At 66.0% G+C, this 23,774-nt stretch carries 27 protein-coding genes and 1 pseudogene; 5 read left to right on the forward strand and 23 right to left on the reverse strand.

The window, feature by feature from the left end; genetic code table 11:
• Positions 1-79 precede the first annotated feature (79 nt).
• The gene (locus tag ACDI39_RS19750) at positions 80-1,057 is read left to right on the forward strand and encodes an amino acid ABC transporter permease (protein WP_262923773.1); all 978 of its coding nucleotides are present in this window, start codon (positions 80-82) and stop codon (positions 1,055-1,057) included.
• A complete protein-coding gene (locus tag ACDI39_RS19755) occupies positions 1,050-1,784 on the forward strand; it encodes an amino acid ABC transporter ATP-binding protein (protein WP_486539014.1) in 735 nt (244 codons plus the stop codon). The genes ACDI39_RS19750 and ACDI39_RS19755 overlap by 8 nt, the downstream gene beginning before the upstream one ends.
• Before the next feature lie 93 nt (positions 1,785-1,877).
• Here the strand turns inward: ACDI39_RS19755 and ACDI39_RS19760 are convergent, their stop codons facing one another.
• From ACDI39_RS19760 to ubiE, 11 genes and pseudogenes are all read right to left on the reverse strand, one after another.
• Positions 1,878-2,750, reverse strand: coding sequence for a methyl-accepting chemotaxis protein (locus ACDI39_RS19760; RefSeq protein ID WP_410046044.1), 873 nt, complete (start codon positions 2,748-2,750; stop codon positions 1,878-1,880).
• Positions 2,751-2,780: 30 nt separating this feature from the next.
• Positions 2,781-3,794 (reverse strand): annotated as a pseudogene (locus ACDI39_RS19765) (methyl-accepting chemotaxis protein); the annotation flags it as partial.
• Positions 3,795-3,893: 99 nt separating this feature from the next.
• Complete coding sequence (locus tag ACDI39_RS19770) at positions 3,894-4,601, reverse strand: 16S rRNA (uracil(1498)-N(3))-methyltransferase (RefSeq protein WP_486536990.1); 708 nt, start codon at positions 4,599-4,601, stop codon at positions 3,894-3,896.
• The gene (gene tatC / locus ACDI39_RS19775; RefSeq protein WP_253081633.1) at positions 4,598-5,389 is read right to left on the reverse strand and encodes a twin-arginine translocase subunit TatC; all 792 of its coding nucleotides are present in this window, start codon (positions 5,387-5,389) and stop codon (positions 4,598-4,600) included. Before tatC ends, ACDI39_RS19770 begins: the two co-directional genes overlap by 4 nt.
• On the reverse strand, positions 5,386-5,772 hold the full coding sequence (tatB, locus tag ACDI39_RS19780) for a Sec-independent protein translocase protein TatB (RefSeq protein WP_253081634.1): 387 nt from the start codon (positions 5,770-5,772) through the stop codon (positions 5,386-5,388). The genes tatC and tatB overlap by 4 nt, the downstream gene beginning before the upstream one ends.
• Positions 5,773-5,775: 3 nt before the next feature.
• On the reverse strand, positions 5,776-6,054 hold the full coding sequence (locus ACDI39_RS19785; RefSeq protein WP_225788828.1) for a twin-arginine translocase TatA/TatE family subunit: 279 nt from the start codon (positions 6,052-6,054) through the stop codon (positions 5,776-5,778).
• A gap of 124 nt (positions 6,055-6,178) precedes the next feature.
• The gene (locus ACDI39_RS19790; RefSeq protein WP_225788829.1) at positions 6,179-6,514 is read right to left on the reverse strand and encodes a phosphoribosyl-ATP diphosphatase; all 336 of its coding nucleotides are present in this window, start codon (positions 6,512-6,514) and stop codon (positions 6,179-6,181) included.
• A gap of 1 nt (position 6,515) precedes the next feature.
• Positions 6,516-6,908, reverse strand: a complete 393-nt coding sequence (gene hisI, locus ACDI39_RS19795; RefSeq protein WP_225788830.1) for a phosphoribosyl-AMP cyclohydrolase — start codon at positions 6,906-6,908, stop codon at positions 6,516-6,518.
• A gap of 73 nt (positions 6,909-6,981) precedes the next feature.
• Positions 6,982-8,592 (reverse strand): ubiquinone biosynthesis regulatory protein kinase UbiB, encoded by a 1,611-nt coding sequence (ubiB, locus tag ACDI39_RS19800; RefSeq protein ID WP_253081635.1) that lies wholly within the window; start codon positions 8,590-8,592, stop codon positions 6,982-6,984.
• Positions 8,589-9,212 carry a ubiquinone biosynthesis accessory factor UbiJ gene (locus ACDI39_RS19805; protein WP_225788832.1) on the reverse strand — a complete coding sequence of 208 codons (624 nt, stop codon included), beginning with the start codon at positions 9,210-9,212 and terminating at the stop codon, positions 8,589-8,591. The genes ubiB and ACDI39_RS19805 overlap by 4 nt, the downstream gene beginning before the upstream one ends.
• Positions 9,212-9,982 (reverse strand): bifunctional demethylmenaquinone methyltransferase/2-methoxy-6-polyprenyl-1,4-benzoquinol methylase UbiE, encoded by a 771-nt coding sequence (ubiE, locus tag ACDI39_RS19810; protein ID WP_225788833.1) that lies wholly within the window; start codon positions 9,980-9,982, stop codon positions 9,212-9,214. Before ubiE ends, ACDI39_RS19805 begins: the two co-directional genes overlap by 1 nt.
• Positions 9,983-10,106: 124 nt before the next feature.
• On the opposite strand from ubiE, the gene ACDI39_RS19815 reads away from it, so the two are divergent.
• The 3 genes from ACDI39_RS19815 (at position 10,107) to ACDI39_RS19825 (ending at position 11,759) form a co-directional block, all read left to right on the forward strand.
• Positions 10,107-10,382, forward strand: a complete 276-nt coding sequence (locus ACDI39_RS19815; protein ID WP_225788834.1) for a polyhydroxyalkanoic acid system family protein — start codon at positions 10,107-10,109, stop codon at positions 10,380-10,382.
• 185 nt (positions 10,383-10,567) lie between these two features.
• A complete protein-coding gene (locus ACDI39_RS19820; protein WP_225788835.1) occupies positions 10,568-10,990 on the forward strand; it encodes a phasin family protein in 423 nt (140 codons plus the stop codon).
• Positions 10,991-11,000: 10 nt separating this feature from the next.
• On the forward strand, positions 11,001-11,759 hold the full coding sequence (locus ACDI39_RS19825; RefSeq protein ID WP_225788836.1) for a phasin family protein: 759 nt from the start codon (positions 11,001-11,003) through the stop codon (positions 11,757-11,759).
• 217 nt (positions 11,760-11,976) lie between these two features.
• Here the strand turns inward: ACDI39_RS19825 and ACDI39_RS19830 are convergent, their stop codons facing one another.
• From ACDI39_RS19830 to ACDI39_RS19885, 12 genes are all read right to left on the reverse strand, one after another.
• Positions 11,977-12,591 carry a TetR/AcrR family transcriptional regulator gene (locus ACDI39_RS19830; RefSeq protein ID WP_486536991.1) on the reverse strand — a complete coding sequence of 205 codons (615 nt, stop codon included), beginning with the start codon at positions 12,589-12,591 and terminating at the stop codon, positions 11,977-11,979.
• 4 nt (positions 12,592-12,595) lie between these two features.
• Entirely contained in the window at positions 12,596-14,278 is a 1,683-nt protein-coding gene (gene phaC, locus ACDI39_RS19835; protein ID WP_253168189.1) for a class II poly(R)-hydroxyalkanoic acid synthase, read from the reverse strand.
• A 60-nt stretch (positions 14,279-14,338) separates the two neighbouring features.
• A complete protein-coding gene (phaZ, locus tag ACDI39_RS19840) occupies positions 14,339-15,190 on the reverse strand; it encodes a poly(3-hydroxyalkanoate) depolymerase (protein WP_225788839.1) in 852 nt (283 codons plus the stop codon).
• Positions 15,191-15,253: 63 nt separating this feature from the next.
• The gene (phaC, locus tag ACDI39_RS19845; RefSeq protein WP_225788840.1) at positions 15,254-16,933 is read right to left on the reverse strand and encodes a class II poly(R)-hydroxyalkanoic acid synthase; all 1,680 of its coding nucleotides are present in this window, start codon (positions 16,931-16,933) and stop codon (positions 15,254-15,256) included.
• A 352-nt stretch (positions 16,934-17,285) separates the two neighbouring features.
• Positions 17,286-17,663, reverse strand: a complete 378-nt coding sequence (locus ACDI39_RS19850) for a gamma-butyrobetaine hydroxylase family protein (protein WP_225788841.1) — start codon at positions 17,661-17,663, stop codon at positions 17,286-17,288.
• 133 nt (positions 17,664-17,796) lie between these two features.
• The gene (hslU, locus tag ACDI39_RS19855; protein ID WP_253080920.1) at positions 17,797-19,140 is read right to left on the reverse strand and encodes an ATP-dependent protease ATPase subunit HslU; all 1,344 of its coding nucleotides are present in this window, start codon (positions 19,138-19,140) and stop codon (positions 17,797-17,799) included.
• Between the two features lie 73 nt (positions 19,141-19,213).
• The gene (gene hslV, locus ACDI39_RS19860; protein ID WP_043207181.1) at positions 19,214-19,744 is read right to left on the reverse strand and encodes an ATP-dependent protease subunit HslV; all 531 of its coding nucleotides are present in this window, start codon (positions 19,742-19,744) and stop codon (positions 19,214-19,216) included.
• A 150-nt stretch (positions 19,745-19,894) separates the two neighbouring features.
• Positions 19,895-21,172 (reverse strand): dihydroorotase, encoded by a 1,278-nt coding sequence (locus ACDI39_RS19865; RefSeq protein ID WP_225788843.1) that lies wholly within the window; start codon positions 21,170-21,172, stop codon positions 19,895-19,897.
• Positions 21,169-22,173: an aspartate carbamoyltransferase catalytic subunit gene (locus ACDI39_RS19870; RefSeq protein WP_225788844.1), complete on the reverse strand. Its 1,005-nt coding sequence runs from the start codon at positions 22,171-22,173 to the stop codon at positions 21,169-21,171. Before ACDI39_RS19870 ends, ACDI39_RS19865 begins: the two co-directional genes overlap by 4 nt.
• Positions 22,174-22,185: 12 nt before the next feature.
• Positions 22,186-22,704 (reverse strand): bifunctional pyr operon transcriptional regulator/uracil phosphoribosyltransferase PyrR, encoded by a 519-nt coding sequence (pyrR, locus tag ACDI39_RS19875; RefSeq protein ID WP_225788845.1) that lies wholly within the window; start codon positions 22,702-22,704, stop codon positions 22,186-22,188.
• 48 nt (positions 22,705-22,752) lie between these two features.
• The gene (gene ruvX, locus ACDI39_RS19880) at positions 22,753-23,184 is read right to left on the reverse strand and encodes a Holliday junction resolvase RuvX (RefSeq protein WP_225788846.1); all 432 of its coding nucleotides are present in this window, start codon (positions 23,182-23,184) and stop codon (positions 22,753-22,755) included.
• A complete protein-coding gene (locus ACDI39_RS19885) occupies positions 23,184-23,753 on the reverse strand; it encodes a YqgE/AlgH family protein (protein WP_225788847.1) in 570 nt (189 codons plus the stop codon). The genes ruvX and ACDI39_RS19885 overlap by 1 nt, the downstream gene beginning before the upstream one ends.
• Positions 23,754-23,774 lie beyond the last annotated feature (21 nt).

Raw genomic sequence — 23,774 nt, forward strand, 5'->3', positions numbered from 1 at the left:
AGCTGCAGGCGGCAAGAAGAAGCGGATCGGTGCACGGCCCGCTTTTTCTTGCCGCTTGTAGCTTGCGGCTTGCCGCTTAATGGGAAGTATCCACGTGATCAAACACAAGAAAGCCCAGTGGCCCTGGCATGCACTGACCGCCCTGGTCCTGGTGGGCTTGGCGTTCAGCCTGTACCTGGCCACTTCGATGATCTCCTACGAGTGGCGGTGGAACCGCGTACCGCAGTACTTCGTCTACAAGGCCGAGGAAGCGCAGCGTGCCGCTGGCTACGGTACCGTGCAGGACATCGTCGTTTCCGGTGACAGCGCACGTGTCACGCTGAAGGACGAAAACGGCGACGAGCAGGTGCTCGATGTGGCCAAGGACAGCTTGCAACTGAGCCGCGGCGACGATGTCTCCGAGGGTGACCAGGTTGGCGTGACCCGCCACTGGGCCGCCGGCCCGCTGGCCTGGGGGCTGTGGACCACGCTGTGGATCTCGGTGGTCTCCGGCGCCCTGGGCCTGGTGATCGGCCTGTTCGCAGGCCTGTGCCGGCTGTCGAACAACCCGACCCTGCGTGACCTGTCCACGGTGTATGTCGAACTGGTGCGCGGCACGCCGCTGCTGGTGCAGATCTTCATCTTCTACTTCTTCATCGGCACCGTGCTCAACCTGTCCCGCGAGTTCGCCGGGGTGGCGGCGCTGGCGCTGTTCACCGGCGCCTACGTGGCCGAGATCGTCCGCGCCGGCGTGCAGTCGATCGCCAAGGGCCAGAACGAGGCGGCCCGCTCGCTGGGCCTGAACGCCGGCCAGTCGATGCGCCACGTGATCCTGCCCCAGGCCTTCAAGCGCGTGCTGCCGCCGTTGGCCGGGCAGTTCATCAGCCTGGTCAAGGACACCTCGCTGGTGTCGGTGATCGCCATCACCGAGCTGACCAAGAGCGGTCGCGAGGCCATCACCACGTCGTTCTCGACCTTCGAGATCTGGTTCTGCGTGGCAGGTCTGTACCTGCTGATCAACCTGCCGCTGTCGCACCTCGCCAGCCGGCTCGAGCGGAGGCTTGCGCAAAGTGATTGAAGTCCGTGACCTGGTAAAAGTCTTCGACACCCGTGGCCAGGTGGTGCGCGCGGTGGACAACGTCACCACCTGCGTGGCCAAGGGCGAGGTGGTGGTGGTGCTCGGCCCTTCGGGTTCGGGCAAGTCGACCTTCCTGCGCTGCCTCAATGGCCTGGAGCACTTCGACGAGGGCCATGTGTCCATCGACGGCCTGCCGCTGGACGACCCGAAGACCGACATCAACGCCTATCGCCGCGAAGTCGGCATGGTGTTCCAGCATTTCAACCTGTTCCCGCACATGACCGTGCTGGAGAACCTGTGCCTGGCGCAGAAGGTGGTGCGCAAGCGCAGCAAGGCCGAGCGCGAGGCCAAGGCCAAGGCTCTGCTGGAAAAGGTGGGTATCGGCCAGAAGGCCAACGAGTATTCATCGCGCCTCTCTGGCGGCCAGCAGCAGCGAGTGGCTATCGCCCGTGCCCTGGCGATGGACCCGAAGGTCATGCTGTTCGACGAGCCCACCTCGGCGCTCGACCCGGAAATGGTCGGCGAGGTGCTGGATGTCATGAAGACCCTGGCCCAGGAAGGCATGACCATGGTCTGCGTGACCCACGAGATGGGTTTTGCCCGTGAGGTGGCCGACCGCGTGCTGTTCTTCGACCATGGCAAGCTGCTGGAGGACTCCCCACCCCAGCAATTCTTCGCCGCCCCGAAGGACCTACGCGCCCAGGCCTTCCTGCGCCAGGTCCTCTGACTACCCCGGGCTGCAAGCTACAAGCTGCAAGAACAAGCCGAACGAGGATGGAACTGCCATCACCGCTCTGCTCTTTCTTGCAGCTTGTAGCTATCAGAGCCGGAAACGCCCCACCAGCCCCTGCAGGTGAGTGCCCAGGCGGGCCAATTCGACGCTGGAGCTGGCGGTCTCTTCGCTGGCGGCCGAGGTCTGGTCGGAGATATCCCGTACGTTCATCACGCTGCGGTTGATCTCCTCGGCCACGGCGCTTTGCTGCTCCGCTGCCGTGGCGATCTGCTGGTTCATCGCCTGGATCGACGACACGGTGCGGGTGATGGTCTCCAGCGAGCCACCCGCGCGGCGGGTCAGGTCGACGCTGCTGTCGGTCAGTGCCCGGCTGTTGTCCATGACGCTGGCGACATGCTGGGTGCCGTTCTGCAGGCCGGCGATCAACTCCTCGATTTCCTCGGTCGACTGCTGGGTGCGCTGGGCCAGGCTGCGCACTTCGTCGGCGACCACGGCGAAGCCGCGGCCAGCCTCGCCGGCCCGGGCCGCCTCGATGGCGGCGTTGAGGGCCAGCAGGTTGGTCTGCTGGGCCACCGCCTTGATCACGTCGAGCACGCTGCCGATCTTGTCGCTCTCGGCCTTGAGCTGGTTCATGGCCTCGCTGGAGTTGACCACCTCGCCGGCCAGGCGCTCGATCTGGGCGATGGCCTCGGCGACCACCCGGTCGCCTTCCCGCGCCTGCTGGTCGGCCATCACCGCCGCTTCCGAGGCCTGCTCGGCGTTGCGCGCCACCTCGTGGACGGTGGCGGCCATCTGGTTCATGGCGGTGGCCACCTGGTCGGTCTCGACCTTCTGGTTGTTGACCCCGGCGCTGGTCTGCTCGGTGACTGCGGAAAGCTCCTCGGCAGCGCTGGCGATCTGCGTGACGCCGTCGCTGATGCCACCGATCAGCTCGCGCAGGCCTTGGGTCATGCGCTGCATGCTGGCCTGCAGCTGGCCCAGCTCGTCGCGGCGCGCCACCAGCAGGTCCTGGCTCAGGTCGCCGTTGGCCACGCGCTCGGCGGCTGCCAGGGTCTGGCGCAGCGGTACGATGATCTGCCGGGTGATGGCCCAGGCCGCCAACAGCCCCAGCAGTACCGCCAGGGCCGTGGCGCCGGCCAGGGTGCGCTTGGCCTGGCGGGTGCCCTGGTCGCGCACTTCGGTTTGCGAAACGGTCAGGGCCTGGCTGGTGTCCAGCAACACCGTGCCCTCCTCGGCCATGCGCTGCAGGGCCTGCTCGCTGGCCGCCTGGGCATTGCCGACCTGGACCACCGCATCGCGGTAGGCGGCCAGGGCGCTGGCGGCTTCCTGCAGGCTGCTGGCATGCTCGCCAGCCACCTTGTCGGGCAGCGTCTTGAGCACAAGCATGGCCTGGTCGATGGCCTCGAGCGCGGTCTGCTGGAATTGTGCCCGGCCACTGTAGGTGTAGCCGCGTACCTGGAAGCGCGCCTGTTGGAGCTGCGCGGCGACCTTCACGGCTTCATGGTATTGGCTGATATCGCCGGTCTGCAGCAGGCGCTGCTGGACCTTGTCGATCAGCTCGGCCGCCCGGTCGGCGCTGTCGCCCAGCACGTCGCGGCTGGCATTGCGGCGCTGGTCGGCCTGCCTGAACTCGGAGAAGGCCTGGCGATACTGGCGCACGGCCTCCCGCTGCTGCTGCAGGCGCTGCTGATCGGCGGGGTGCTCGATCTGCCCCAGCATGGCTTGCACCTGCTGCTCGAGGCGATCGAGGATCTTCTCCAGCTCTGTCGCGGACGCCGGGTCGCGGTTGCGATCGTACTGCTGCCGGGCAATGCGCAGCTCCTGGGTGCTCTCGTGGATCAGCGAGATGTTGCCCAGCTTGTCGCCACGGTCGATGACGCTGTCCAGGCCAAGCCAACCCGTCAGGGTAATGGCCAGGGTCAGCATCAGCACCAGCCCGAAGCCGAGGCCCAATTTGCGATTGACACTCATATTTCCCAGGAACTGGGCAAACCCACCATGCATGTTCGACTCCCCGGCAACTCGGCAGCAACTGTTGTTGTATTGCCTAGACCATCGGCCTGTAGCGAGGAAACTTAATGGGCGATTGGTCTGATGAGAGTGTCAGAAAATTCGCGAAAGCAGGGCGGTCACGGCGGTTTCCACACGCAGGATGCGATCACCGAGTTGCACCGGCGACAGGCCGGCCTTGCCCAGCAGATCGATTTCATAGGGGATCCAGCCGCCCTCGGGGCCGATGGCCAAGGTCACTGGCCCTTCCACGGCACGTGGGCAGGCCGGGTAGGGGCCAGGGTGGCCGACCAGGCCAAGGGTGCCGGCGGCGATGGATGGCAGGCGGTCCTCGACGAACGGCTTGAAGCGCTTCTCGACGATGACCTCGGGCAGCACCGTGTCGCGGGCCTGTTCCAGGCCGAGGATGAGGTTTTCGCGGATCGCCGCGGGGGCGAGGAAGGGCGTCTGCCAGAAGCTCTTTTCCACCTTGTAGCTGTTGACCAGGATCAGCCGTGGCACGCCCAGGGTGGCGACGGTCTGGAACAGGCGGCGCAGCATTTTCGGGCGCGGCACGGCCAGGACCAGGGTCAGGGGCAGCTTGGCGGGCGGTGGCTGGTCGCAGACGACCTGCAGCTCGGCCTCGTGGCCCTCCAGGCGCAGCACCGTAGCCTTGCCCATCGGCCCGTCGATGCGCCCGACACGCAGGGTATCGCCCACCGCGACCCGGTGGATTTCCTGCATGTGAGTGAAGCGGCGGTCGGCCAGGATCACACGGTCGGCCGCGACGAAGTCGGCTTCCTCGAGTAGCAGCAGGTTCACGGCTGGGTCGCTGGTGGTTGGTCGTTGGGGTCGTCCGATGCCGTTTCAGGCGCCCGGCTGCGCTTGCGGATCAGGCTGCCGAACAGTATCCCGATCTCGAACAGCATCCACATGGGCACGGCCAGCAGGGTCTGGGAGAAGATGTCCGGTGGGGTCAGGACCATGCCGACGACGAAACAGCCGATGATCACGTAGGGGCGGATCTTCTTCAGGTACTGCACCTCGACCACGCCGATCCATACCAGCAGCACCACCGCCACCGGGATCTCGAAGGCGACGCCGAAGGCGAAGAACAGCGTCATGACGAAGTCCAGGTAGCTGGAGATGTCCGTCATCATCGCCACGCCTTCAGGCGTGGCACTGGCGAAGAAACCGAAGATCAGTGGGAATACCAGGAAATAGGCGAAGGCCATGCCGGCGTAGAACAGGAGGATGCTCGACACCAGCAGCGGAATGGCGATGCGTTTCTCGTGGCGATACAGCCCCGGCGCGATGAAGCCCCAGATCTGCTGGAGGATGAACGGGATGGCCAGGAACAGCGAGACGATCATGGTCAGCTTGAACGGCGTCAGGAACGGCGAGGCCACGTCGGTGGCGATCATCGTCGCATTGGCCGGCAGGTGCGCGCGCAGCGGCGCCGAGACCAGGGTGTAGATCTGCTGGGCGAAGGCGAACAGCCCAGCGAAGATCAGGAACACGGCGGCAACGCAGCGCAGCAGGCGGGTGCGCAGTTCGGTCAGGTGCGAGACCAGCGGCATCGGCTGGTCGGTTTCCGGTCTATCGCTCATGGGGCTCGTGGCGGTTGGGGCGGCTCAGGGGGCGCGGTCGGGGCCGCGGGCGTGCGGGTGTCGGGAGCGGCATCCGCCACGGAGGCGGCCTGGGTGTCGCCGCTTGCCGGAGGGCTGGCCGGTTGCGCGGGCGGCGTTTGCGGGTCGAGGATGCGCCGGGCTTCCTGTTCCATCGACAGGATGTGCTCGTTGTGCAACTGGCGGCGGATCTCGTCGGCACCGATCTCACGCTCGACTTCCATCTTGATGCTGTTGAAGCTGCGCTTGAGCCGGCCGATCCACAGGCCTGCAGTGCGTGCGGCGCCAGGCAGGCGCTCGGGGCCGAGCACCAGCAGGGCGACCAGGCCGACGAGCAGCAACTCGCCGAAGCTGATGCCGAACATGAGTCAGTCTTTCCGCTGCGGTTCTTGGGCCGGCTGGGCCTGGCCTTCGATGGTGTGCGGCGGGTTCAGCGGCGCGCTGTTTTGCTGCTGCGCCTGTTGGGTGGGCTGCACGGGGGGCGGAGCCTGCTCAGCCGGCTTGTGCTCTTCTTCGTTCATGGCCTTGCGAAAGCCCTTGATCGACTCACCCAGGTCGCTGCCGAGGTTCTTCAGTTTCTTGGTGCCGAACACCAGGACCACGACGATCAGCAGGACAACCCAGTGTTTCCAGTCAAAGATACCCATTTCGTACTCCTGAAAAATGTCGGTGGACCTTCGGGGCTGCTCCCACGAGGCCCTCTGTACGACGCAGCCCCTGTAGGAGTGGCCTTGCGTCGTGAAGGGGGCGTTCAACACCCCCAGGATACCGTCAGGCAGAAGGCTGGCGCGCGGCCTTTTCATCATGCCCGGAAAGCCCGAAGCGACGTTCCAGTTCGTCGAGCACTGCCTGTGGATGCTGCCCCAGCGCACTGAGCATGACCAGGCTATGGAACCACAGGTCGGCGGTTTCATAGATGACATCGCTGCAATCCTTGCTGACGGCGGCGTCCTTGGCGGCGATGATGGTCTCGACGGACTCTTCGCCGAGCTTCTCCAGGATCTTGTTCAGCCCCTTGTGGTACAGGCTGGCCACATAGGAGCTGTCGGGCGCCGCTTGCTTGCGCTCTTCCAATACCTCGGCGAGGCGGTTGAGGGTGTCGCTCATGTCAGTGTCCTGCGCTGTAGATGGCATCCGGGTCCTTGAGGACCGGGTCGACGATTTTCCACTGGCCGTCTTCGAAGACGCGGTAGAAGCAGCTCTCACGGCCGGTATGGCAGGCGATATGGCCCAGTTGCTCGACCATCAGGATGATCACGTCGGCATCGCAGTCCAGGCGCATTTCGTGCAGTTTCTGCACATGGCCCGATTCCTCGCCCTTGCGCCACAGTTTGCCACGCGAACGCGACCAGTAGATGGCGCGTTGCTCGGCGGCGGTGAGGGCCAGGGACTCGCGGTTCATCCAGGCCATCATCAGCACGCGCCCGGTCTTGTGATCCTGGGCGATCGCCGGTACCAGGCCATCGCTGTTCCACTTGATCTCGTCCAGCCAGTCTTTCATCGTCGACTCCAAAACCAGGCCCGCTCCCGTACCGGGCCCTTTGCGCTAGTGTGCCAGCCGGCAGCGCGGCTGGCTATCGGCGTACGATCAGGTACAGGCCCGCGGCCAGCATCAGCCAGGCCGGCCAGGCGCTCGGTGCGCTGAGGCTGACGGCTCCGGCGGCGAGCGTGGCGCCGCCAGCGAGCAGGCCGGCACCGAGCAGGCGCAGCGCCCAGCGGTCGCCCTGGCGGCGCCGCTCCGGCAGTTGCGGGTCGTGCAGGTGCGGTTGCGACAGGCGCTCGAGCAAGTCGCGGGTCATGTCGGCCAGGTGCGGCAGTTGCTCCACCTGGCTCTGCAGGTTGCCGAACACCGCTTTGGGGCTCATGCGCTCGCGCATCCAGCGCTCCAGGTACGGCTTGGCGGTGCTCCACAGATCCAGGTCGGGATACAGCTGGCGGCCCAGGCCTTCGATGTTGAGCAGGGTCTTCTGCAGCAGCACCAGCTGCGGCTGGACCTCCATGTTGAAGCGCCGTGCGGTCTGGAACAGGCGCATCAGCACCTGGCCGAAGGAGATGTCCTTGAGCGGCTTCTCGAAGATCGGCTCGCACACCGTGCGGATCGCCGCCTCGAACTCGTTGACCTTGGTCTGCGCCGGCACCCAGCCTGAATCGATGTGCAACTGGGCGACGCGACGGTAGTCGCGCTTGAAGAAGGCGATCAGGTTGCGCGCCAGGTAATCCTGGTCCTCGGACGTGAGGCTGCCGACGATGCCGCAGTCGATGGCGATGTACTGCGGGCTCCAGGGCTTGACCGTGCTGACGAAGATGTTGCCCGGGTGCATGTCGGCATGGAAGAAGCTGTCGCGGAACACCTGGGTGAAGAAAATCTCCACGCCGCGCTCGGCGAGCATCTTCATGTCGGTGCGCTGGTCGGCCAGGGTCGCCAGGTCGGTGACCGGTACGCCGTAGATACGCTCCATCACCAGCACCTTGGGTCGGCACCAGTCCCAGTACACCTGGGGCACGTACATCAGCTCGGAGCCTTCGAAGTTGCGCCGCAGTTGGCTGGCGTTGGCCGCCTCACGCAGCAGGTCGAGCTCGTCGTAGATGGTCTTCTCGTAGTCGCTGACCACCTCCACCGGGTGCAGTCGGCGGGCATCGGCAGACACCCGCTCGGCGCCCTTGGCGATCAGGAACAGCCAGGCCAGGTCCTGGGCGATCACCGGCTTGAGGCCCGGGCGCACCACCTTGACCACCACTTCCTCGCCGCTCTTGAGGCGCGCGGCATGCACCTGGGCCACCGAGGCCGAGGCCAGGGGCTCGACGTCGAAGCGGCTGAACACCTCGCCGACCTTGGCGCCGAGCTGCTCCTCGATCAGGGCGACGGCGTGCTGGGGGTCGAATGGCGGTACGCGGTCCTGCAGCAGCATCAGCTCATCGGCGATGTCGGTGGGTAGCAGGTCGCGGCGGGTGGACAGCAACTGGCCGAACTTGATGAAGATCGGCCCCAGGTCCTGCAGGGCCTGGCGCAGGCGCGCGCCGCGGCTGAGCTCGGAGGGCTTGCGTGGCAGCCAGCGCCAGGGCAGCAGCAGACGCAGGCTCATCAGCCACCAGGGCAGGGGCAGGTCGAACAGCAGGTCATCGAGGCGGTAGCGGATCACGACGCGCTGGATGCGCAACAGACGGCGGACGGCGAGCAGCTTCATGCGTTATCGCTGGTATCAAGGGATCGGGCGAGACGGCGCAGGCGCGCCTCGAGGCGTTCAGTGTCGACCTTCAGCGCATCGAGCTCGCTGAAGGCCGCTTCGGCTTCGCGCTGGCCGACCAGGGTACGGGATTCCTCCGCCAGGTACTCGGAGAGGTTCTGGGAGAAGCGTGCCAGGCCCTGGCGGGTCCAGCGGGCGCGCAGGCGCAGGTGGCCGGCGAGCAGCGAGGTGGCCACCGGGCCCAGCCAGCGCGACAGCTCGTATTCCCAGTCCAGCTCCAGGTCCTGCAGCACGCCGACCAGGTCCAGCAGCACGGCGCTATCGCCATGCAACTCGACCTGCGGGCTGTGCAGCACGGCGTTCTTGTCCCTGGCCAAGGCCAGCTGGGCCAGGCGGCCGGCGGGGGCGCGCAGGCTGCAGTCGACCTCGCCTTCCCAGTGGGCGGCGAGCATCAGGCCTTCGGCGTCGGGCAGGATGAACAGCTGCAGGGCCGGTTGCTGGCAGTCGATGGCGATCACCTTGCCCTCGAGCGCAGCCAGGCGCGGCAGCGCCGTGCTGTCCATGCGCAGGACACGGTTGAGCCCGTGCTCGACGCTGGCGAGCAGGCCGGCCAGGAGCATCAGGGCTTGATCCCCCGGTGCACGGCGACGATGCCGCTGGTCATGTTGTGGTAGGTGACGCGGTCGAAGCCGGCCTCGACCATCATGGCCTTGAGGGTTTCCTGGTCGGGGTGCATGCGGATCGACTCGGCCAGGTAGCGGTAGCTGTCGGCGTCGTTGGTGATCAGCTTGCCGGCCAGCGGCATGAAGGCGAACGAGTAGGCGTCGTAGGCGCGCGACATCAGCTTGTTGGTCGGCTTGGAGAATTCCAGCACCAGCAGGCGCCCGCCCGGCTTGAGTACGCGCAGCATCGAGCGCAGGGCATCTTCCTTGTGGGTGACGTTGCGCAGGCCGAAGGCGATGGTCACGCAGTCGAAGTGGTTGTCGGGGAACGGCAGCTTCTCGGCGTCGGCCTGGACGAACTCGATGTTGCCGGCCACGCCACGGTCGAGCAGGCGGTCGCGGCCGACCTTGAGCATCGATTCGTTGATATCGGCCAGCACCACCTGGCCGGTCGGGCCGACCAGGCGCGAGAACTTGGCGGCCAGGTCACCGGTACCGCCGGCGATGTCCAGCACCCGGTTGCCGCTGCGCACGCCGGACAGTTCGATGGTGAAGCGCTTCCACAACCGGTGCATGCCACCGGAGAGGACGTCGTTCATCAGGTCGTACTTGGCGGCCACGGAGTGGAAGACCTCGGCGACTTTCTTCGCCTTCTGGCTCTCGGGCACGTCCTGGTAGCCGAAGTGGGTGGTGGGTTCGGCGGGTTCGCCTTTGCGCTGGTCGTTCATATCGCTTCACCGAAAAAAATTACGGCCATTCTAGGGGCAACGGGCGGATTTGTCTTGGCGGGGTGTGTCGTGGGGCGGGCGCGGGCATAATGCGTTCATTGTCTTCATATCCAGGACCGCCCGCATGACCCAGATCAGCGTTGAACGCAAACACTCCCTCGGCCGCGAAGCCGCCCGGGCCAAGGCCGAGGCGCTGGTGGAAAGGCTCAGCCGCGAATACGACCTCAAGGCCACCTGGAACGGCGACCGCGTCGACGTGTCGCGCAGTGGTGCCAATGGCAGCGTGCATATCGGCGAAGACAGCATCCGTGTCGAACTCAAGCTGGGCATGATGCTGTCGATGCTCGGCGGCACCATCAAGGGCGAGATCGAGCGCGCGCTGGACAAGGCCCTGGCCTGACCCGGGCGGGCTACCAGCGACCAGCCGCAAGCTGCAAGATAAAAGCAAGGCGTGCACCATCCGTTTCTTCTTGCCGCTTGTAGCTGCTCTTAGGGTGAGGATTCTAATTTTTCCCCCTACCTTGTGCTCAAGCCCTCGATCCCGGGGCCGTTTCTCCCTCCCTTTACGAGCATGAGGTGCAGCGCATGGCCAAAGTGAACCTGAAGAAAAAGGACGATGCCCCGGGCAATACCCTGGGCGAGGTGCGCGGCTACGCGCGCAGGATCTGGCTGGCGGGCCTGGGCGCCTATGCCCGCGTCGGCCAGGAAGGTTCGGAGTACTTCAAGGAGCTGGTCAAGGCCGGCGAAGGCGTCGAGAAACGCGGCAAGAAGCACATCGACCAACAGCTCGATGCGGCCAACAACCAGATCGACGAAGCGGGCGCGCAAGTGAGCCGCGTCAGAGGCCGGGTCGAGGTTCAACTGGACAAGATCGAAAAGGCTTTCGATACGCGGGTCGCCCGCGCCTTGAATCGCCTCGGCATTCCGTCTAAACATGACGTTGACGCGTTGTCCATCAAGCTCGAACAGCTGACCGAGTTGCTCGAGCGTGTCGCGCACAAACAATAAGGAGAGCAGGATGGCTGGCAAGAAGAGCACCGAGAAAGAAGGCAGTTCCTGGGTCGGCGGGATCGAGAAGTATTCCCGCAAGATCTGGCTGGCTGGCCTGGGTATCTACTCCAAGATCGACCAGGACGGCCCCAAGCTGTTCGAGTCGTTGGTCAAGGATGGCGAGAAGGCCGAGAAGCAGGCCAAGAAGAATGTCGACTCGGCCAAGGACAGCGCCAAGTCCGCGACTTCGTCGCGGGTCTCCGACGTGAAGGAGCGCGCACTGGGCAAGTGGAGCGAGCTGGAGGAGGCGTTCGACAAGCGCCTGAACAGCGCCATCTCGCGCCTGGGGGTGCCTAGCCGCAACGAGATCAAGGCCCTGCACCAGCAGGTCGACACCCTGACCAAGCAGATCGAGAAGCTGACCGGCGCTTCGGTGACCCCGGTTTCGGCCAAGAAGGCCGCTGCCGGCAAGAGCGCCGCCAAGCCTCTGGCCAAGGCAGCTAAACCTGCGACGAAGACGGCTGCGGCGAAACCGGCCAGCAAGGCGGCCAAGCCGGCGGCAAAACCTGCCGCGAAGACAGCGGCGGCCAAGCCTGCTGCCAAGGCTGCAGCCGCGAAACCGGCAGCGGCGAAGAAGCCTACGGTGAAAAAGGCACCGGCCAAGCCGGCGGCGACCAAGACTGCGGCACCGGCTGCCAGCGCGACCCCGGCCGCGACGCCGGCACCGAGCGCGGCCCCGGTCAGCAATACCCCGTCGGCACCGGTGAGCCCAGCCAACCAAGGCTGATGACCGCGTCGCCGTCTTCGCGAGCACCGGTGTATGGCAAGGGCGCGCTTCGCGCCCCATCGCCGGCAAGCCGGCTCCCACATGATCCTGCAAACCGCATCATTCGCGGTCGAGTCGGACCCTGTGGGGGGGCGGCTTGCCGACAATGGGGCGCGAAGCGACCCCAAATGACTGACCAGCACCAGGGTGCCAGCCCAGCCACCGCAGGCCCAACGGCCTACCCCTCCAGATACTTCTCCGCCAATTGCTCCGCCGCCTTCTGCGCTGGCCCTTGCAGGTGCGGTGCCACCAGCATCATCACCTGGTACACCACGATCCCCACATCCCCTTCGCGCCCCAGCACCCGCTGGTAATCCAGGGAAAACATCAAGGTCAGGGTGATCTGCTCAATCAGTTGCCCCAGCGCCTGGGTCCCGCTGGTCACCAGCCCCTGGGCCTTGAGGCTGGCCAGCAGGGCGGCGAGGGTGCGCTTGAGGGCGTTGATCAGGCTGCGCATGCCACGGGCCAGCTTCGGCAGGCGGCCGGTCAGGTTCGACAAGTCCTGGAACAGGAAACGGTACTGGGCCATGCGCTCGACGATCAGGTGCAGGAACAGCCAGTAGTCCTCGGCATCCAGGCGCACGTCCAGGGGCGGGTCGAGCAGGGGCACCAGCGCTTCCTCGAAACGCTCGAACAGCCCCAGCACCAGCGGCTCCTTGCCGTGGAAGTGGTAGTACAGGTTGCCTGGGCTGATGCCCAGTTCGTTGGCGATCTCCAGGGTCGAGACGTTGGGCTCGCCCTGCCGGTTGAACAACTGCAGGGCGCACTCGAGGATACGGTCGCGGGTTTTCATCGGTTCAGCGCGCCAGCACGTAGCTGCCTGGCGCGGGGCCCAGCACCGGGTAGGTGGCGTTGCCCAGCTCCACGCGCGGCGCCTTGAGGGGGCCGGAGCGTTGGCAGATCCACTCCAGCCACAACGGCCACCAGCTGCCGTCGCTGCGCGTGGCATCGTGGAACCAGGCCCGCGGGTCGCTGGACAGCCTGGAGTTATGCAGGTAGTAGGCCTTGGGGTTGCCGGGTGGGTTGATGATGCTCTGGATATGCCCGCTGTTGGCCAGTACGAAGCGCCGCTCGCCGCCGAGCAGCAGGGCCGAGCGGTACACCGCGTCCCACGGCGTGATGTGATCGTTGCTGCCGGCCACGGTGAAGCTGTCGACGGTGACCTGGCCGAGGTCGATCGGCGTGCCGCACACCTCCAGACCACCCGGCTGGGTCAGCGGGTTGAGCTTGAAAAAATCCAGCAACTCGCCATGCAGGGCGGCAGGCAGGCGGGTGTTGTCGGCGTTCCAGTAGAGGATGTCGAAGGCCGGCGGCGTCTTGCCGAGCAGGTAGTTGTTGACCCAGTAGTTCCAGATCAGGTCGTTGGGCCGCATCCAGGCGAAGATTCGCGCCACCTCGCCGCCGTCCAGCACACCGCGCTGGTACGAGCGACGCTTGGCCGCCTCGATGGTCTGTTCGTCGGCGAACAGGCTGGCGGGGCTGTCGAACTGACTGTCGAGCAAACTGACCAGGTAGCTGGCGCTGCGCACCCGGCGCAACTGGCGCTTGGCCTGCAGGTGGCCTAGCAGGGCGGCCATGGTCAGGCCACCGGCGCAGGCGCCCATGAGGTTGGGGTCGCGGTTGCCACTGATGCTGCGGCAGGCATTGAGCGCCTCTTCCAGCGCCTGCACGTAACTGGAGAACCCCCATTCGCGGTGGCGCGGGTCGGGGTTGCGCCAGCTGACCATGAACACCTGCAGGCCGTTCTTGAGCATGTACTGGACGAAGCTATTGTGTGGCCCGAGGTCGAAGATATAGAACTTGTTGATCTGTGGCGGTACCACCAGCAGCGGCCGGGCGTGCTGTTTCTCGCTCATCGGCTTGTACTGGATCAGCTCCAGCAGCTCGTTGCGAAACACCACCGCGCCCGGCGTGCAGGCCAGGTTGACGCCGACCTCGAAGGCGCGCTCGTCCACCTGGCGCGGCAGGCCGTCGTTGTGGCGCAGGTCGTCGAGCAGGTGGGCCAGGCCACGGACCAGGCTCTGGCCACCGGTGTTGAAGAGCTCCTTGACCGCCAGCGGGTTGAGCAGCGAGTTGCTCGGCGCCAGGGCGTCGTTGATCTGGTTGAACAAGAAGTGCGCCCGGGCACGGTCGTCATCGTCCAGCGAGCTTTCCTCGATCCACAGGCGGGTCTGCTTCTGCCAGGCCAGGTAGGCCTGCAGGCCGCGACGGTAGAAGGGGTTCTGGCTCCAGGTCGGGTCGCTGAAGCGGTTGTCGCGTGGGTGGGGCTGGTACGGAGTGTCGCCCAGCATCACTCGACCCAACTGGCCGCCCAGGGCCAGCAAATGATGGGCGGTGTGCAGCGGATTGCGCAGGCCAAGGCGGCCGACGTGGCGCAGGGTGGAGATCAGGTCGCGACCGCGCAGGCCGGCGATGGCGTTCTGTACATTGATCATCGTGGCGGGGACGGGGGGCACCCCTTTTGCCTTTTTGTCTTTCATGCCAACACTCCGTCGTCAGGCCATCATCCACAGGTTGTATCGAGCGCGCCCGGTGCGGCCTCAGCCACCGGAAGCGGGGCGGGGGTGCATGACCGCGCGCTGACGCTCTTGCTGGAGGAACTTCATGATGATCGGGGCGACGGCCTCGGCCCGGGTGATCAGGAACAGGTGGCCGTCGTCGATTATGTGTAGCTGGGCGTTGGGAATCCGCCAGGCCAACAGGCGCATGTTGATCAGGGGGATCAGCGGATCGTCGTCGCCGGCCAGCACCAGGGTGGGCTGGCGGATCTTGTGCAACCAGTGGATGCTGGTCCAGCCCAGGCCGGCGAACAACTGCCAGTAGTAGCCCATCTTGCCGCCGGAGCGCACCTTGGCGGCATGGTGCAGGGCCAGGTCGGGGTCGCGGCGAAAGCCACCGCCGTAGATCAACGGGGCGATGCGGATCACATGGGAGGGCTGTACGTAGCGCCGGGGGCTGGCCATCATCCACAGCACCTTGGGCTTGCCGGGCACCATGAAGGCGCCCGCGGCGGTGGCGGCCAGCACCAGCTTCTTGCAGCGCTCCGGGTAGTCATGGGCGAACTGCTGGGCCAGCGCGCCGCCCCAGGACACGCCGATGACATTGACCTGGCCGTAGTCCAGGTAATCGAGCATGCGCGCCGTCAGCTTGGCCAGGCCCGGGAAGCGATACGGGTGGCGGGGCGTGGACGAGCCGCCGACGCCCGGCACGTCGAAGGCGATGACCTCGATGTCCGGATCCAGCGCCTCGATGAACGGGAACACCAGCTCCAGGTTGGCACCGATGCCGTTGAAGATCAGCAAGGGCGTCAGGTGCGGTTTGCCTGGGCGGACGGCGGTGCGGATGGACTGGTTGTCCAGCTCGACGGTCCTGAAGATGTACGGTTGCGGCATGCACGGAACTCATGGGTGGGTGAAGCGCCATGACCTGCGTGCGAGCGGCCATGGCGACGTGGTTCAACGCTCGTGGACGTAGGTCCCCGGCGCCGCCTCGCCTGCGGGATAGGCGCGATTGCCCAGGCGCGTGGGCGCTTTTTTCAGATCACCGGCACGCTCGCCCAGCCAGGCCTGCCAGTGCAGCCACCAGGAGTCGGCGTGCTTGACGGCATTCTCCTGCCAGGCCACTGGGTCGTCCGGGCGGTCCTCGCCGGTCATGAAGCGTGCCTTGGGGTTGCCCGGCGGGTTGAGAATGCTCTGGATATGGCCGCTGTTGGACAGCACGAACTCGATCTTGCCACCGAACAGGTGCGCCGAGCGGTAGCACGACTGCCAAGGGGTGATGTGGTCGGCGGTGCCGGCGACGCTGTAGATGTCGCACTGGACCTGCTTGAGGTCGATCGCCGTGCCGCAAACTTCCAGGGCGCCAGGGCGGGTCAGCGGGTTGTTCTTGAACATCTCGATCAGGTCGCCGTGGAAGGCCGCCGGCAGGCGCGTGGTGTCGTTGTTCCAGAACAGGATGTCGAAGATCGGGGGTTCGTTGCCGAGCAGGTAGTTGTTGACCCAGTAGTTCCAGATCAGGTCGTTGGGGCGCATCCAGGCGAATACCTTGGCCATGTCGCTGCCTTCCAGCACGCCGGCCTGGTAGGAATGGCGCTTGGCCGCCTCGAGGGTCTGCTCGTCGACGAACAGCGCGACCTGGGTATCCACCGTGGTGTCCAGCACGCTGACCAGCAGGGTGAGGGCGTTGACCTTGTGCTCGCCCAGTGCGGCGTAATGGCCGACCAGGGCGGTGCAGGTGATGCCGCCGGAGCAGGCGCCGAGCATGTTCAGGTCCTTGCTGCCGGTGATCGCCAGTACCGCGTCCACGGCCTCCTTGAGCGCGTCGATGTAGGTCGATAGGCCCCACTCGCGCTGGGCCTTGGTCGGGTTGCGCCAGCTGATGATGAAGGTCTGCTGGTTGGAGCGCAGGCAGAAGCGTGCCAGGCTCTTCTCCGGGCTCAGGTCGAAGACATAGAACTTGTTGATCTGCGGCGGCACCACCAGCAGTGGGCGGGCGTGCACCTGCTCGGTGATGGGGCGGTACTGGATCAGCTCCAGCACGTCGTTGCGGTAGACCACCGCGCCTTCGCTGGTGCCCAGGTTCTTGCCCACCTCGAAGGCGTCCATGTTCACCTGGCTGGGCATGCCGCCGTTGTTGACCATGTCCTTGGCCAGGTTGGACAGGCCGTCCAGCAGGCTCTTGCCGCCGGTTTCGAAGAAGCGCTTGACCGCGGCTGGGTTGGCCAGGGTGTTGGTCGGTGCCATGGCCTCGGTCATCAGGTTGATGACGAACTGGCCGCGGCTGATGTCCTGGGGCGAGAGGTCGCTGTTGCCGATCCAGTCGTGCAGCTCCTTGCGCCAGGCCAGGTAGGTCTGTAGGTAGCGGCGATAGAGCGGGTTCTGGCTCCAGGCCGGGTCGTTGAAGCGACGATCGTCGCCCTCGGGGCGCAGGGCGGACTTGCCCAGCAGGACGTTCTTCAATTCCAGGCCGAAATGCGCCACGTGCTTGGCGCTGTGCAGCGGCTGGCGAACGGCTTGGCGCAACACGGTGCGTGCCGATGTCAGCAGGTCCTTGCGGCGGATGCCGATGACCGGGTTCAGGCCCAGGGTGTTTTCCGAGGCTTGCCGCTGCAACTCATCGTTGTTCTTGTTACTCATCTACGACGCTCCGTTGTCCTGAGACGAGTACCGGTTGGCTGTGGCGGGTACACAGACGATTGCCCGGTACTGCTGCTCGGGTGACCAGTGATAAGAAACAGCGGTGCTGCGGGCCGGATGCATTCGGCGATGAGCTGCGGGTTTCTCTGCGTGTGAAGACAGCCTGCTTTCGCTCGCGACCTCTACATACCGGCCAAGCCCTGCCCGTGCTCGAGACGGTGCAGGAAACTTGCCAGCTCCATTGGTTACCCGACTTTCATGTAATGCGCAAGACAGCCCTTCACTGAGCCGTCAATCAGGCATTCAAGCAGATGCGTTTAGAAAATGCGCTCTAAAGCCTGGGGGCCTTGAGCTAGAGCATTAGTTTCACCACCGACTCGGACGGGTCGCGCGACTTGCCGGCCTTGTGCAGTTCATCGAGGTACTCGGCCCACAGCTGTTCCTGGCGCAGGCACAGCTGTTCGAGGTATTCCCAGGTGAACAATCCGCTGTCATGGCCGTCGTCGAAGGTCAGTTTCAGTGCATATTGGCCAGCCGGCTCCAGGCCCGTCAGGCCGACGTTGAGCTTGCCGTATTGCAGGATCGGATTGCCGTGGCCCTGGACTTCGGCGGAGGGGGAGTGCACGCGCAGGAATTCGGCGGGCAGGTGGTAGACCTCATCGGGGCCGTAGGTGAGGGTGAGGGTCCTGGAGGCTTTGTGCAGGTTGATGGCGGTGGGCAGGCGGGCCATGGGCTTCTTCTCTTGGGGCTACAAGCTTCAAGCTTCAAGCTACAAGAGGCGATATTCAAGCCACCGCGAAAAAATCATGCGGTCGCGTAGCTGCAAGCGAAGGAGATCAGCTTGCAGCTTGCCGCTCGAGGCTTCAGAGGATGTAGCGCGACAGGTCTTCGTTCTGCGCCAGCTCACCGAGGTGGCTGTTCACGTAGGCCGCATCGATACGGATCGGCGCTTCGTCGTGGGCGCTGGCCAGGTCGCCGGCGCTGAACGACACCTCTTCGAGCAGGCGCTCGAGCAGGGTGTGCAGGCGGCGGGCACCGATGTTCTCGGTCTTCTCGTTGACCTGGTAGGCGATCTCGGCCAGGCGCTTGATGCCGTCGGCGGCGAACTCGATGTTCAGGCCTTCGGTCTTGAGCAGTTCGCGGTACTGCTCGGTCAGCGAGGCGTGCGGCTCCTGCAGGATGCGCTCGAAATCTTCCGGGGTCAGCGCCTTGAGCTCGACGCGGATCGGCAGGCGGCCTTGCAGCTCGGGCACCAGGTCGCTCGGCTTGCTCAGGTGGAAGGCGCCGGAGGCGATGAACAGGATGTGGTCGGTCTTGACCATGCCCAGCTTGGTGTTGACGGTGCAGCCCTCGATCAGCGGCAGCAGGTCGCGCTGCACGCCCTCGCGGGAGACATCGGCGCCGCCGACGTTGCCGCGCTTGGCCACCTTGTCGATCTCGTCGATGAACACGATGCCGTGCTGCTCGACCGCTTCCAGGGCCTTGGCCTTGAGCTCTTCCTCGTTGACCAGGCGGCTGGCTTCCTCGTCGCGGACCATCTTCAGCGCTTCCTTGACCTTGAGCTTGCGTGCCTTGCGGCGGCCCTTGCCCATGTTGGCGAACAGGCTCTGCAGCTGGTTGGTCATTTCTTCCATGCCGGGCGGGGCGGCGATCTCGACACCCACGGATTCGGCCACTTCGATCTCGATTTCCTTGTCGTCCAGCTGGCCTTCGCGCAGGCGCTTGCGGAACAACTGGCGGGTGTTGGAGTCGGCGCTCGACTGCGATGCCTCCTCGGTGAAGCTGCTGACCCGGGCCTGGGGCAGCAGGGCGTCGAGGATGCGGTCCTCGGCGGCGTCCTCGGCGCGGTGGCGCACGCGGATGATCTCCTGCTCGCGGAGCATCTTCAGCGCGGCGTCGGCCAGGTCACGGACGATCGACTCGACATCGCGGCCAACATAGCCAACCTCGGTGAACTTGGTCGCCTCGACCTTGATGAACGGCGCGTTGGCCAGTTTGGCCAGGCGGCGGGCGATCTCGGTCTTGCCGACGCCGGTGGGGCCGATCATCAGGATGTTCTTCGGCGTGACTTCGCTGCGCAGTTCGGCAGGCAGCTGCATGCGCCGCCAGCGGTTGCGCAGGGCGATGGCCACGGCGCGCTTGGCGTCGTCCTGGCCGATGATGTGGCGGTTGAGTTCGTGGACGATTTCGCGGGGGGTCATGGACATGATGAATATGGTCCTCGGGCGGCGTGATCAGCGTGGAAAAGTCCCGCTGCGAGCGGGACGCCAGAACAGCTGATCACTCGGCCAGGTCCTGCTCCTCGATGGTCAGGTTGTGGTTGGTGAACACGCAGATGTCGCCGGCGATGTTCAGGGCGGTCTCGGCGATTTCGCGGGCCGAGAGGTCGGTCTTGTTCAGCAGGGCGCGGGCTGCGGCCTGGGCGTAGGCGCCGCCGGAGCCCATGGCGATCAGGCCGTCTTCGGGTTCGACCACGTCGCCGTTGCCGGTGATGATCAGCGAAGCGTCCTTGTTGGCGACCGCGAGCATGGCTTCCAGGCGGCTCAGGGAACGGTCGGTGCGCCATTCCTTGGCCAGTTCGACGGCGGCGCGTATCAGGTGGCCCTGGTGTTTCTCCAATTGGCCTTCGAACCGCTCGAAGAGGGTGAAGGCGTCGGCGGTGGCACCGGCGAAGCCGGCGATGACCTGGCCGTGGTACAGGCGACGGACCTTCTTGGCGTTGCCTTTCATCACGGTGTTGCCGAGGGAAACCTGGCCGTCGCCGCCCATGACGACTTTGCCGTGGCGGCGAACTGAAACGATGGTAGTCAAGGGAGAGTCTCCACGCAGCGGGGCGAAAATGCCTGTTGCAGACTCATATGGGGGGAGGGGGGAGCAGTTTCAAGCGCCAAGCTACAAGCGGTGAGAAAAAGCGGATCGGTGGAGGCCCTGCTTTCTCTCTTGCCGCTTGTAGCTCGCAGCTTACGGTTGGCTCTCGTGGCAGAGGTGCCCATCGACCAAGGTATAACGCACCGCACCCGGCAGGCAGTGGCCGATGAACGGGCAGTTCTCGCCGCGCGAGTACCATTGCTCGCCGGCCACGGTCGAGGCCTTCGGATCGAACAGCACCAGGTCTGCCGCGGCGCCTACCTTCAGTTCACCGGCGGGCAGGCGCAGGGCTGCCGCCGGGCCGCAGGTCAAGCGGGCCAGCAGGGTCGGCAGGTCGAGCAGGCCGTCCTCGACCAGGGTCATGGCCAGCGGCAGCAGCAGCTCGACGCTGCTGATGCCCGGCTCGGTGGCGCCGAACGGCGCCAGCTTGGCGTCGCGCTCATGGGGTTGGTGGTGGCTGGAGATCGCCTGGATCACCCCGGCCTTCACCGCCTCGCGCAGGCCGTCGCGGTCAGCGGCGGTGCGCAGCGGCGGTTGCACGTGGTACAGGCTGGAGAAGTCACGCAGGGCCTCGTCGGTAAGAATCAGCTGGTACAGGGCCACGTCGGCGGTGACCGGCAGGCCCAACTGCTGGGCCTGGGCGATCAGGCGCGCGCCGCGGGCGCTGGTGATCTGCGTGAAGTGCGCGCGCACGCCGGTCTGCTCGACCAGCAGCAGGTTGCGTGCCAGGGCCACGGTTTCGGCAGTTTCCGGGATGCCCGAAAGGCCGAGGAAGCTGGCCATGGCGCCTTCGTGGGCCAGGCCGCCCTGGGCCAGGTCGCGGTCCTGGGAGTGGAACACCACGGTAAGGTCGAAGGTGGCGGCGTACTCCAGGGCACGTACCAGGGTGCGGTTGTTGGCGATGCCCTGCAGGCCGTTGCCGAAGGCCACGCAGCCCGTGTCGCGCAGCGCCACCAGTTCGGCCAGTTGCTCGCCCTCCAGGCCCTTGGTCAGGGCGCCGATCGGGTAGACCTTGCTGTTGCCGGCCTCGCGCGCACGGTCGAGGATCAGCTCGGCGACTGCCGAGGTGTCCAGCACCGGGCGGGTCAGCGGCGGGCAGCACAGGCTGGTGACGCCACCGGCGACGGCGGCGCGGGTCTCGCTGGCGATGTTGCCCTTGCGGCTGTAGCCCGGCTCGCGCAGGGCGACGTCGAGGTCGACTAGGCCAGGAGCGGCGACCAGGCCATCGGCCTGGATCGTGCGGCTGGCGCTGAAGCCGGCCGGTGCGGCGCCGATGGCCTGGAGGCGGCCGCCGTCCAGGTGCAGGTCGGTGATCTGGTCCAGGCCGCTGTTGGGGTCGATGACCCGGGCGCCAAGAATGCTGATGCTCACAGGGCGTTCTCCTGGTCGAGTTGACGTTGCGCGGCCTGGCCGCTCATGGCCATGGACAGCACGGCCATGCGCACGGCGATGCCGTAGGTGACCTGGTTGAGGATCACCGACTGGGCGCCGTCGGCCACCGCCGACTCGATCTCCACGCCGCGGTTGATCGGCCCCGGGTGCATGACGATGGCGTCGGGCTTGGCGGCGGCCAGGCGCGCGGTGGTCAGGCCGAACAGGCGGTAGAACTCGCCTTCGCTGGGCAGCAGGCCACCGGCCATGCGTTCACGCTGCAGGCGCAGCATGATCACCACGTCGACGTCCTTCAGGCCCTGGGCCAGGTCGCTGTAGACCTTCACGCCGTATTGCTCGACGCCCACCGGTAGCAGGGTCTTCGGGCCGATCACGCGGATGTCGGGGCAGCCAAGGGCCTTGAGTGCCAGCATGTTCGAGCGGGCCACCCGCGAATGCAGGATATCGCCGACGATGGCCACCGAGAGGTTCTCGAAGCTGCCCTTGTGGCGACGGATGGTCAGCATGTCGAGCATGCCCTGGGTCGGGTGCGCGTGGCGGCCATCGCCGCCGTTGATCACCGCCACGTCCGGGCACACGTGCTCGGCGATGAAGTGCGCAGCGCCGGAGTCGGAGTGGCGCACGACGAACATGTCGGCGGCCATGGCCTCCAGGTTGCGCAGGGTGTCGAACAGGGTCTCGCCCTTGCTGGTCGAGGAGGTCGACACGTTCAGGCTGATCACGTCGGCCGACAGGCGCTGGGCGGCCAGTTCGAAGGTGGTGCGGGTGCGGGTCGAGTTCTCGAAGAACACGTTGCACACGGTCTTGCCGCGCAGCAACGGGACTTTCTTCACGGCCCGGGCGCCGACTTCCAGGAAGGAGTCGGCGGTGTCGAGGATCTCGGTCAGCAGTTCGCGGGGCAAACCGTCGAGCGAGAGAAAGTGGCGCAGCTGGCCCTGGTCATTGAGCTGCAGCGGGCGCTTGGCGTCGAATGGCGTCATCGCGAGGGACTCTTAAAGGGCGGAAGCGGTGGCGAGGTCCTGGCGCTCGAGGGCGAGCGGTGCGGGTCCGGTCAATTTTACCCGTTCATTGGGCGCCAGTGACAAGGTAGCGCCGAGCACGTTGGGGCGGATCGGCAGTTCGCCGGCATCCAGGTCGAGCAAGCAGACCAAGGTCACGCTGGCCGGACGGCCGTAGTCGAACAGTTCGTTGAGGGCGGCGCGGATAGTGCGACCGCTCATCAGCACGTCGTCCACCAGCACCAGGTGCTGGCCCTCGACCTCGAAGGGCAGTTCCGACGGGCGTACCTGCGGGTGCAGGCCGTTCTGGCTGAAGTCGTCGCGGTAGAAGGACACGTCCAGGGTGCCCAGCGCGCTGCTGTCGCCCAGTGCCTGCTGCAGGGCCTGGGCCACCCACACGCCGCCGGTGCGGATGCCGATGAAGCGCGGCTCGGCGATGTTGCGACGGGCCAGGTGGGCGCGAAGGTCGACGGCCATCTGCCGGATCAGGTCGGCGGGATTGGGTAGGCTCATTGCGTGCTCCTCGGGGCGCCGGGTTGGCCCGGCTGCAAAGCGGATGGGTTAGTGCCCGGTGTTGGCCTCCAGCCAGCCTTGCAGGAGCAGGGCGGCGGCGATGGCGTCGACCGGGTTGTCGCGGTAGCTGCCGCGCTGACCACCGCGGGCCAGGCGTTCGCCCTTGGCCTCGAAGGTGGTCAGGCGCTCGTCGTGGGTGTGCACCGGCAGGTTGTAGCGGCCGTGCAGGCGGCGGGCGAATTTCTCGGCACGGGCGCTCATCTCGCTGGGCGTGCCATCCATGTTCAGCGGCAGGCCGACGACGATGGCGTCGGGTTTCCATTCGTCGATCAGTTTTTCCACCTGGGCCCAGTCCGGCACGCCGTTCTGCGCCTTCAGGGTGCACAACTCGCGGGCCTGGCCGGTGATCACCTGGCCGACGGCCACGCCGATCTGTTTGCTGCCGTAGTCGAAGCCCAGCAGCAGGCGCAGTTCGGCCATCAGGCGTGGCCCGCCTGGCTGGTCAGCAGGCTGAGGTTGATCCCCAGGCTGGCGGCGGCAGCCTCCAGGCGCAGGTCGCTGGCCAGGCCGAAGATGATTTCCGGGTCGAACGGGCAGTTGAGCCAGGCGTTGTCGGCAAGCTCGGCCTCCAGCTGGCCGGCTTCCCAGCCGGCGTAGCCCAGGGTGATCAGGCTGCGCTTGGGGCCGATGCCGTCGGCGATGGCGAACAGCACGTCCTGGGAGGTGGACAGCGACAGCCCCTGCAGCTCGACGGTGGCCTGGTAGCTGCATTCGCTGGTGTGTAGCACGAAGCCGCGGTCGGTCTGCACCGGGCCACCCTGGTAGATCGGGATCTGCAGGGTGCTGACGGGCGGCTCTTCGTCCGGGCGCAACTGCTCCAGGATGTCGGCCAGGTTCAGCTCCTGCGGGCGATTGACCACCAGGCCCATGGCGCCGTTGGCGTTGTGCTCGACGATGTAGGTCAGGGTCTGGGCAAAGTTCGGATCGGCCATGTGTGGCATGGCGATCAGGAACTGATGCTTGAGGTAGCTCGGGTTGAGGGTTTTCATGGGTGATAGTGTGGCGTCAGG

Source organism: Pseudomonas sp. Tun-23181 (genome assembly GCF_057415455.1).